We start from the raw sequence: 8,519 nt of genomic DNA, 5'->3' as shown, positions 1-8,519 counted from the left end.
GCCGGCTCCAGCCCCGCACACCCCCCCGCGCCCCGCGCCGCCCCGCCCCCCCCCCCCCCGCTCCCACATAAGCCCACTCCACAGTGGATGTTGCAGTGTTGCTTAAGGCTTGCGAGTCTCGTGCATCCGCGCCAACTGGCGCTCCAGCATCGACGGATACGGCTCCATCAAGCGCTCCACACAGCTCGCCCCCTCCGGGCTGGCAATCGGACGGATACGTGCGCGCTGGCGGATCAGCGTGTCTTCGCTGATCTTGCGCTCCACCAGCAGCAGGTTGCGGCTGTGTTGCGACAAGGCCAGGGCATCCTGCGCGCTCTCGGTGAGCAGCAGGTCGATCTGGCTCATGCCAAACAGATCGTCGCTCACCGTCAGGCCCAGTTGCAGTTGCAGGGTGATGCCGCTGTCCGCCACTTCGATCTGCAGGGCATGGCCGAGGGCGCGCAGCAGCTCGCCGCAGCAGATGGCGTTGGTCAGGTAGTCTTCGCCGCTGTCTTCGCTGTGGAACAGCATCAGCGTGCTGCCGTCGTTCAGGGTGTGCAGTTCGCTCTGGTACAGCGAGGCGGCCTGGTCGAGGCAGTCGCGGTAGCGTTCCAGCAGTTCCGTCAGGCGGGTGCGGGGCAGGCGGCGCAGTTGATCCTGGGAGCCCAGTTGCACGGCCAGGACCGCACTGTGCTGGGGCTCGGCGTTCTTCACCGGGGCAGGCGTTGGCGCGACGGCCGGGCTGTTGGACGCGGTATCGCGCAGGTCGGCGAACGGGTCTTCGTCGTCCAGCTCGTCTTCGTCGGCCTGGATCGCCTTGCGGGTGGCAGGCTTGAGGCCGGCGACCGGTGGGGCGTCATCAAAGCCCGGCTCGCCTACGTCGAACTCGGGCTCGTCGTCGTATTCCGGCTCGGGCTCAGGCGCGCGCACTGTCGGCTCCGGGGCGAAGCTGGCGTGCAGCTGGCGTGCGAGGTCGCCGATTTCATCCTGGCGGTCAGTGGCCGGGGTGTGTTCGTCGATGTCCCGCAGCCAGATGCGCAGTTGCATCAGCGGCGTGGAGATATGCCGACCCAGGCGCAGGCTCAGGGCCAATGCGAGTGCCAGCAGGATCGCGCTGAGGATGCCCATGCTTTGCAGGCTGATGGTCATCGGCTGCTGGAATTGCTGCATGTCCAGGCTGATGCGCAGTTGGCCGGCCTTCACGTCCTGGAACGTGATATTGCTCTGGTACAGCCCTTCGGCTTCGCCCAGCAGGCCGTTCTTCGGGCGCTGCCCGGCTTCGGCCATGATGCGGTTGTCCACGCTATAGATAGCGGCGTGGGCCACCAGCGGGTTCTTGGTCAGGTTGTTGAGCAGCACGTTGAGGCTGAGGATGTCATTGGACACCAACAGCTCGGTCGCCGACGTGGCGGTCTGCGTGGTCAGGCTCTCGCCCAGGGCGTCGGCCTGTTCGTGCATGGCCTGCTTGAACTGCAAACCCATCACGCAGGCGTAGATCACCAGGGCCAGGGCGACCAGGATCACGTTATGGCTGGCGATGCGTAATGCGATCGGTACACGGCGGTGACGCAGTGCGCGGAAGATCAGCAGGAAGAAGTTATCGGTTTTTACTGGCGTGGGCCGGTTCACTTGCGCTCGGCTCTCGGTCCGTGAAGTTGACGCGCAGTATAGCGACAGGCCCCAGAGCGTCAAAGCGCTGGCTGTGCCCGATGGTCACTGAAAGTGGGTAGAATGCGGTTTTTTTCCAGCCTGGGGGTGCGCCTTGCGCGAAATTGTCCTGATTAACATCACCGGTGAAGACCGCCCGGGTCTCACCGCCGCCATTACCGGTGTTCTGGCCCAGGGTGGTGTGAACATTCTCGACATCGGCCAGGCGGTGATCCACGACACCCTGTCGTTCGGCATCCTGGTGGAGATCCCGAGCACTGAACAGGCGTCATCGGTGCTCAAGGACATCCTGTTTACGGCGTACAAGCTCGATCAACAGGTGCGTTTCACTCCGGTGTCCGAAGCCGATTACCAGCATTGGGTCGCCGGCCAGGGCAAGAAACGCCACATCGTGACGCTGCTGACCCGCAAGGTCACCGCCGAACAATTGCAGCGTGTCAGCTCGATTACCGCGCAATACGGCTTGAATATCGACCACATTGACCGTCTGTCGGGTCGCATGCCGTTGGACACGCCGGCCGACAAGGGCAAGGGCTGCATCGAGTTCTCCGTGCGCGGTGAGCCGGCTGATCCGCAAGCCCTGCGCGCCGAATTCCTCAGCGTGGCCCAGGAGCTGAATGTCGACATCGCCTTCCAGGAAGACTCGCTGTTCCGCCGCAACCGTCGCCTGGCGGTGTTTGACATGGACTCCACGCTGATCGAAGCGGAAGTCATCGACGAATTGGCCAAGGCGGCCGGTGTGGGCGAGCAAGTCTCCGAGATCACCGAGCGCGCCATGGCCGGTGAGCTGGATTTCCGTGCGAGCTTCAAGGAGCGCCTGGCGCTGCTTAAAGGCCTGGATGTCAGTGTGCTGGACTCCATCGGCGCCTCTCTGCGCCTGACCGAAGGCGCCGAAACCCTGTTCGCCGAACTCAAGCGCCTGGGCTACAAGACGGCGATCCTGTCGGGCGGCTTCACTTACTTCGCCAAGCAATTGCAGGCCAAGTTGGGCATCGACTATGTGTTCGCCAATGAGCTGGAAGTGGTGGATGGCAAGGTGACTGGCGTGGCGGTCGAGCCGATTGTCGATGCGCAGCGCAAGGCGGATTTGCTGAAGGAATTGGCGCACAAGGAAGGTTTGCGTCTGGAGCAGACGATTGCGGTGGGCGACGGTGCGAATGACCTGCCGATGCTGGCGATTGCTGGGTTGGGTGTGGCGTTCCGCGCCAAGCCGTTGGTGAAGCAGTCGGCGAAGCAGGCGATTTCGACGTTGGGCTTGGATGGGGTGTTGTATCTGCTGGGCTTTCGCGACCGCGACGGCCAACTGTAGTAGCTGAAGAACCGCGGTAAAAAATGTGGGAGCGGGCTTGCTCGCGAAAGCGGTGGTTCAGTCACTGATGTATCGACTGACACTCCGCATTCGCGAGCAAGCCCGCTCCCACATTGGGTTCTGCGTTAGGCTTTAGGTGCTGCGATACCCTGGCCCATCTGCACTGGGGTGCCCGCCGCCAACTCTTCAGCCCACTTCACCTGATCCGGCCCGAACAGCACGATCGCGGTCGAACCCAGCTTGAATCGACCCAGCTCCGCACCTTTTTCCAGGTGAATCGGCGCACGCGCGGCTTCATCGTAGCGGAAGGTTTTCAGCTCGCGCTTCGGCGGTGTCACCAAGCCAGCCCACACGGTTTCAATCGACGCCACAATCATCGCGCCCACCAATACCACGGCCATCGGGCCGCGTTCGGTGTCGAAAATGCAGGCAACACGTTCGTTGCGGGCAAACAGCTCCGGCACGTTTTCGGCGGTGGTCTGGTTTACGGAGAAGATGCGCCCCGGGATGTAGATCATCTCGCGCAGGGTGCCGGCCAGCGGCATGTGCACGCGGTGGTAGTCCTTCGGCGACAGGTACACCGTCGCAAAATCACCGCCCATGAACGGCGCCGCTACGGCGGAGTCGCCACCCAGCAGTTCGAGCACGCTGAAGCTGTGGCCCTTGGCCTGGAACACGCGACCATGCTCGATCGGGCCCAACTGGCTGACCGCGCCGTCGGCGGGGCTCAAGATCGCGCCCGGGGTCTGATCCAGCGGGCGGGCGCCGTCTTTCAAGGCGCGGGTGAAGAACGCGTTGAAGTGCTCGTAGGCGGTCACGTCTTCAACCAGGGCCTGGGACATGTCCACTTGATAGCGCTTGGCGAACCAGCTGGTGAAGGCGTTCTTGAACCAGCGCACGCGGCACTCGGCAATGCAGCCGGCCAAGCGCGACAGCAGGTGGTGCGGCAGCAAGTACTGGCTGAGGATAAACAACTGCTTTTTCATTTACTGTCCTTAAACCTTAAATCTCAACGGGGGTGTCGGGGTGGTTGCCCCATTCGCCCCAGGAACCGGCATAACCTTTGACTCGCGGATAACCGAGCGCCTTGGCCACCAGGTAGGTGAAGCCAGAGCGGTGGTGAGTCTGGCAGTGGGTGATGATTTCTTTGTCGCGGGTCAGCCCGAGGTCTTCGAGGATCTGCGGCATGTCGCGGCGGATGCGCAGGTTGCGCGCCGGGTCCATGCCAGCGGTCCATTCGAAGTTCACGGCGCCGGGGATGTGCCCACCCTTGGCGGCGAGAACTTTCTCGCCGGAATACTCCAGCGGGCCGCGGGCGTCCCAGATGCCCAGGTCGGCCGCGCCGAGGCGGCTTTGCAGGTACTCGCGGGTGGCGGTGGGGCCATCGTGCAGTGTCAGGCTGACCGGGCCGCCGACGGGCGCGGGCACGTCGGTGCTGACCGGGTGCTGGCCTTCCAGCCAGGCCAGCAGGCCGCCGTCGAGGTAGTGGTATTTCTGATGGCCGATCACGTCGAGCATCCAGATGAAACGCCCGGCCCAGCCACCGCCTTCGTCGTCGTAGACCACGTAGGTCGCGTCCGGGGTGTGGCCCAGTTCGCCGAAGAGTTTTTCCAGGTCGGCCTTGTGGGGCAGCAGGCCCGGTGCAGGCGGCTGGCCCAGTTGGGTGCGCTTGGGGTCAACGAAATGCGCGCCGGGGATATGCCCCTGGGCGTAGCGGGCAGCGCTGGTGAGGTCCACCAGAATCAGGTGTTCGGCATCAAGGCGACCTTGCAGGTCGCTGGATTCGATCACCAGCGGCAAGCCAGAGAAGTCAGGCATGTGAGGTCTCCTGGGCACAAATGTTGGCGATAAAGGACCGCGATTGTAGCGCAAGCATCAGGCGCTGCGGTTGGTAAAGCAGTGCAGGGCCTTCTCGATGCATTGCGCGGTTTTGCCGAACGCCTGCACGGTGGTTTCCGAGAACGGCCCGCCGCCCTGGTCGGCCACCATCAGCATCACCACCTTGCCGTTGCAGCTCAGGGAGCGCAGCAGCAGGTGTTCGCCGGTGAACAGGCGGCGCAGGATCGGCGGCAACAAGGCCGAGAACTGCGCGTGGTTGTCCGGGGTGAGGCGCACTTGCGCGGACTTTTCCAGCAGGCGTTGCAGCAGGGTGCTGTTGGTCACGTCCAGGCTGAGGTTGGCGGCGTCCTTCGGCAAACCGTCGGCTTGATGCACGCGCAAGGTGCTTTGGGCGCGGTCGGTCATCAGCAGCATGACCCGCTGCATGCCACTGGCCACCAAGGCTTCCTTGGCGCAGGTGGTCAGGTGCATGGCGTTGGCAAAGCGGCTTGGCTCCACCAGCAACTCGGTGCAGCGCTTGCGCCATACGGCCAGGGACTCGGCGGTGGGCGGCGGCGCCGGCAGCAGGCCGCGATGGATTTTTTGCACATGCCACGGCCAGATCAGCGACAGCGCCGGGTGCCACAAATCCGGCATCAGCGTGGTGCGTGCGCTGGTCACGGCTTGCTGATGGACCTGTTGCTGCACATCGCTCAGCGGCTGTTGCAGGTACAGCGCGGTGAGGTACTGCCAGCGTTCGGTGTGCGGGCAAGTCCAGGATTCCTGGGCCGACATCGCCAGGCCGTTGGCCAGCAGCACGGTGTTGGCCGGCTGGTTCAGCCAGCGGCGCAGGTTGGGTTCGGCGTCGAGCAATTGCTGCTGGCGCAGGGCGTCGTCTTCGCGGGCGATGTGCAGCGCCTTGACCAGCAAACGCTGCTCTTTGAGCAACAGGTTGTAGCCCTGGGAGACCCAGATCGGCAGGTGCCAGGCTTCGGTCAAGCCCAGGCACAGGTCCAGCAGGCGCACACCAAACAATTCCTGCTCGACCTGGCGCGCCGACTGGCCTTTGTGGATCACCCGCAGCTCCCATTCTTCGAGGAGCTTGGGGTAGGCGACCGCCATCGGCCACAACGGCGCCAGAAACAGCAGGCTGCCCCAGTGAATGTCCTGCCACAGGCGCGCCAGGCGGCTGGCGAACAAGCCGCTGGCCTGTTGCGAGGCGTGCTGGCTGACCAGTAGCAGTTGGCGCAAGGCCACGGGAATTTCATGGGCCGGCACCGACGGCAGGCGGGCCAGCAGCTCTTCGGCGCGTTTCAGGCCGAGGCGGTTGAGCGCCACTTCGAGGTTTTCCGCCGGCTCGGTGAAACTGCCGTGGGTATGGCTGTTGGCCTCGCGCATCACGCTGAGCACCAGCGCCGGGCTGTTCTGCATCAGCTCGGCAATATCGCGCAACGAACTGCGGCTATCGCGGATGCCTTTGCACACACGCTCATGGCTGGCCTGGGGGACGGGCAGCAGCACATCGTCCAGGCGCTTGATCCAAGCGGCGAGGGAAGTGGGTTTTGCAATTGGGACTGTCGTTTCATTAGCCATGATTGGGGCGCGATCATCACTTGCGGTCAACACGCCCGGATCGGGCCGAACTGGCTTTTCGCCTTAACGGCCTATAGTCTGGCGCAGTTTTGCCGATAAGTAGAACAAGAGTTTTGCAGTTCCTCCAAATATGTCCATGAACCCGACGGCGCAAGTACAGATCCCCTATGGCTAAAATTATCGGCATCATCGTCGTCTTCGCAAGCGTGCTCGGCGGGTACGTCCTGTCCCACGGTAAAATTGCCGCGCTGATCCAGCCTTTCGAGGTGATGATTATCGGTGGTGCGGCGTTGGGCGCATTCCTGCAAGCGAACCCCGGCTACATGACCATGCACGTGATCAAGAAGTCGCTGGGCATGTTCGGTTCGCGCTTCACCCACACCTTCTACCTGGAAGTGCTGGGGCTGGTGTACGAGATCCTCAACAAGAGCCGCCGCGAAGGCATGATGGCCATCGAGGCCGACATCGAAGACGCCGCCGCCAGCCCGATTTTCGCCAAGTACCCGGCCGTGCTCAAAGATGAGCGCATGACCGCCTACATCTGCGATTACCTGCGCATCATGTCTTCCGGCAACATGGCCCCCCATGAGCTGGAAGGCCTGTTCGACATGGAATTGTTCAGCCTCAAGGAAGAGCTGGAACATCCCTCCCACGCCGTGACCGGCATCGCCGACGGCATGCCCGGCTTTGGTATCGTTGCGGCGGTACTCGGTATCGTGGTGACCATGGCCTCCCTGGGCGAAGGCGACCAGGCAGCCATCGGCATGCACGTCGGTGCGGCACTCGTAGGTACCTTCTTCGGTATTCTCGCGGCCTACGGCTTCTTCGGCCCGCTGGCCACCTCCCTGGCCCACGACGCCAAGGAAGAAATCAACCTGTACGAATCGATCAAGGCCAGCCTGGTCGCTTCCGCTTCCGGCATGCCGCCATCGCTGGCGGTGGAGTTCGGTCGCAAGGTGCTGTACCCGAAGCATCGCCCAAGCTTCGCCGAGCTGGAACAAGCGGTTCGCGGTCGCTAAGCCATGGAAAACAACCAGCCGATCATCATCAAGCGCGTCAAGCGCTTCGCTGCGGGGCACCATGGCGGTGCCTGGAAAATCGCCTTCGCCGACTTTGCGACGGCGATGATGGCGTTCTTCCTGGTGCTGTGGCTGATGTCCACCGCCACGCCTGAACAAAAGATCGCCATCGCCGGTTACTTCAAGGACCCGATCGGGTTCTCGGAAAGCGGCACGCCCTTCGTCATCGACCTCGGCGGCTCGCCGCAGTTGGCGCCGGAGCGCACCATCAACCCCGAGATCAAGACCGAGTCGCCGCAGGAAAACATCCCCATTGAGCGCGATACCGTCGAGGCCATGGCCGAGCAGGTCGAGCAGGAACGCCTGGAGCTGTTGCTGCAAGAGTTGCAGACCAAGGTCGATGAGAACCCGCAGCTGCTGAAATTCAAGGACCAGATTTCGTTCGAAATCACCCCGGACGGCCTGCGCATCCAGATCACCGACGCGGCCAACCGGCCAATGTTCGACTCCGGCAGCGCACGCCTGAAGCCGTACTTTGAAGACATCCTGCTGGCCATGGCCGACACCATCAAGGCGGTGCCTAACAAGATCAGCATCAGCGGCCACACCGACGCCAAGCCGTACTCGGGCCAGGGCGACTTCGGCAACTGGGAACTCTCGGCCAACCGCGCCAATGCCGCCCGCCGCGCGCTGGTGGCTGGCAGCTACCCGGACCCGCAAGTGGCACGGGTGGTGGGGTTTGCCTCGTCGCAGCTGTTTGACCACGAAGACCCGTTCAACCCGATCAACCGCCGCATCGACATCGTGGTGCTGACCAAAAAGGCCCAGCGTGCGATTGAAGGCGATCAACCCAAGCCAGCTCCGACACCGGGTGCGGGCGCGCCGGGTGAAGTGCCGGCTGATCCGAATGCGATCCCGCCGGGGCAAGAGCCGTTGCCGGCCCATGAGCTGCGGCAGAAGCTGAACCTGTTTGATGATGGTGGGGTGAAAGATCCTACGGTGCCTAAGGCTGGTTCTTAAGCCGCACATACACAAAGGCCGCGATGATCGCGGCCTTTGTGTATGTGCGTGAGCTTTCTGTGGCGAGGGAGCTTGCTCCCGCTGGACTGCGCAGCGCCCCTGAAAAAGCTGGG

General features: G+C 63.3%; 7 protein-coding genes. 3 read left to right on the top strand and 4 right to left on the bottom strand.

All coding sequences use genetic code 11. The features are described 5' to 3' along the window. Positions 1 to 102: 102 nt before the first annotated feature. A complete protein-coding gene (locus NUV89_RS25205) occupies positions 103 to 1,608 on the bottom strand; it encodes an AhpA/YtjB family protein (protein WP_257783457.1) in 1,506 nt (501 codons plus the stop codon). 133 nt (positions 1,609 to 1,741) lie between these two features. On the opposite strand from NUV89_RS25205, the gene serB reads away from it, so the two are divergent. Further along, positions 1,742 to 2,956: a phosphoserine phosphatase SerB gene (gene serB, locus NUV89_RS25200; protein WP_017734945.1), complete on the top strand. Its 1,215-nt coding sequence runs from the start codon at positions 1,742 to 1,744 to the stop codon at positions 2,954 to 2,956. A 125-nt stretch (positions 2,957 to 3,081) separates the two neighbouring features. On the opposite strand, the gene asd is transcribed toward serB, so the two are convergent. From asd to NUV89_RS25185, 3 genes are read right to left on the bottom strand one after another with little or no spacing between them, the layout of a single operon-like run. After that, positions 3,082 to 3,942: an archaetidylserine decarboxylase gene (gene asd, locus NUV89_RS25195; RefSeq protein WP_257783456.1), complete on the bottom strand. Its 861-nt coding sequence runs from the start codon at positions 3,940 to 3,942 to the stop codon at positions 3,082 to 3,084. A gap of 16 nt (positions 3,943 to 3,958) precedes the next feature. Next, the gene (locus NUV89_RS25190) at positions 3,959 to 4,774 is read right to left on the bottom strand and encodes a rhodanese-like domain-containing protein (RefSeq protein ID WP_207041128.1); all 816 of its coding nucleotides are present in this window, start codon (positions 4,772 to 4,774) and stop codon (positions 3,959 to 3,961) included. A 57-nt stretch (positions 4,775 to 4,831) separates the two neighbouring features. Then, positions 4,832 to 6,367, bottom strand: coding sequence for an HDOD domain-containing protein (locus NUV89_RS25185; protein ID WP_257783455.1), 1,536 nt, complete (start codon positions 6,365 to 6,367; stop codon positions 4,832 to 4,834). A 167-nt stretch (positions 6,368 to 6,534) separates the two neighbouring features. Between NUV89_RS25185 and motA the strand changes: the two genes are divergently transcribed. Continuing rightward, the gene (gene motA / locus NUV89_RS25180; protein ID WP_010213623.1) at positions 6,535 to 7,386 is read left to right on the top strand and encodes a flagellar motor stator protein MotA; all 852 of its coding nucleotides are present in this window, start codon (positions 6,535 to 6,537) and stop codon (positions 7,384 to 7,386) included. Between the two features lie 3 nt (positions 7,387 to 7,389). Further along, a complete protein-coding gene (motB, locus tag NUV89_RS25175) occupies positions 7,390 to 8,406 on the top strand; it encodes a flagellar motor protein MotB (RefSeq protein WP_207041122.1) in 1,017 nt (338 codons plus the stop codon). Positions 8,407 to 8,519 lie beyond the last annotated feature (113 nt).

The sequence above is a fragment of the Pseudomonas sp. 18.1.10 genome (genome assembly GCF_024655625.1).
Classification (GTDB): Bacteria; Pseudomonadota; Gammaproteobacteria; order Pseudomonadales; family Pseudomonadaceae; genus Aquipseudomonas.
This window is presented reverse-complemented; position numbering and strand designations above follow the sequence as displayed.

Coding starts and splice junctions, on each gene's coding strand:
- asd (WP_257783456.1), bottom strand. CDS start 3,942: ATGAAAAAGCAGTTGTTTATCCTCAGCCAGTACTTGCTGCCGCACCAC.
- NUV89_RS25190 (WP_207041128.1), bottom strand. CDS start 4,774: ATGCCTGACTTCTCTGGCTTGCCGCTGGTGATCGAATCCAGCGACCTG.
- NUV89_RS25185 (WP_257783455.1), bottom strand. CDS start 6,367: ATGGCTAATGAAACGACAGTCCCAATTGCAAAACCCACTTCCCTCGCC.
- motA (WP_010213623.1), top strand. CDS start 6,535: ATGGCTAAAATTATCGGCATCATCGTCGTCTTCGCAAGCGTGCTCGGC.
- motB (WP_207041122.1), top strand. CDS start 7,390: ATGGAAAACAACCAGCCGATCATCATCAAGCGCGTCAAGCGCTTCGCT.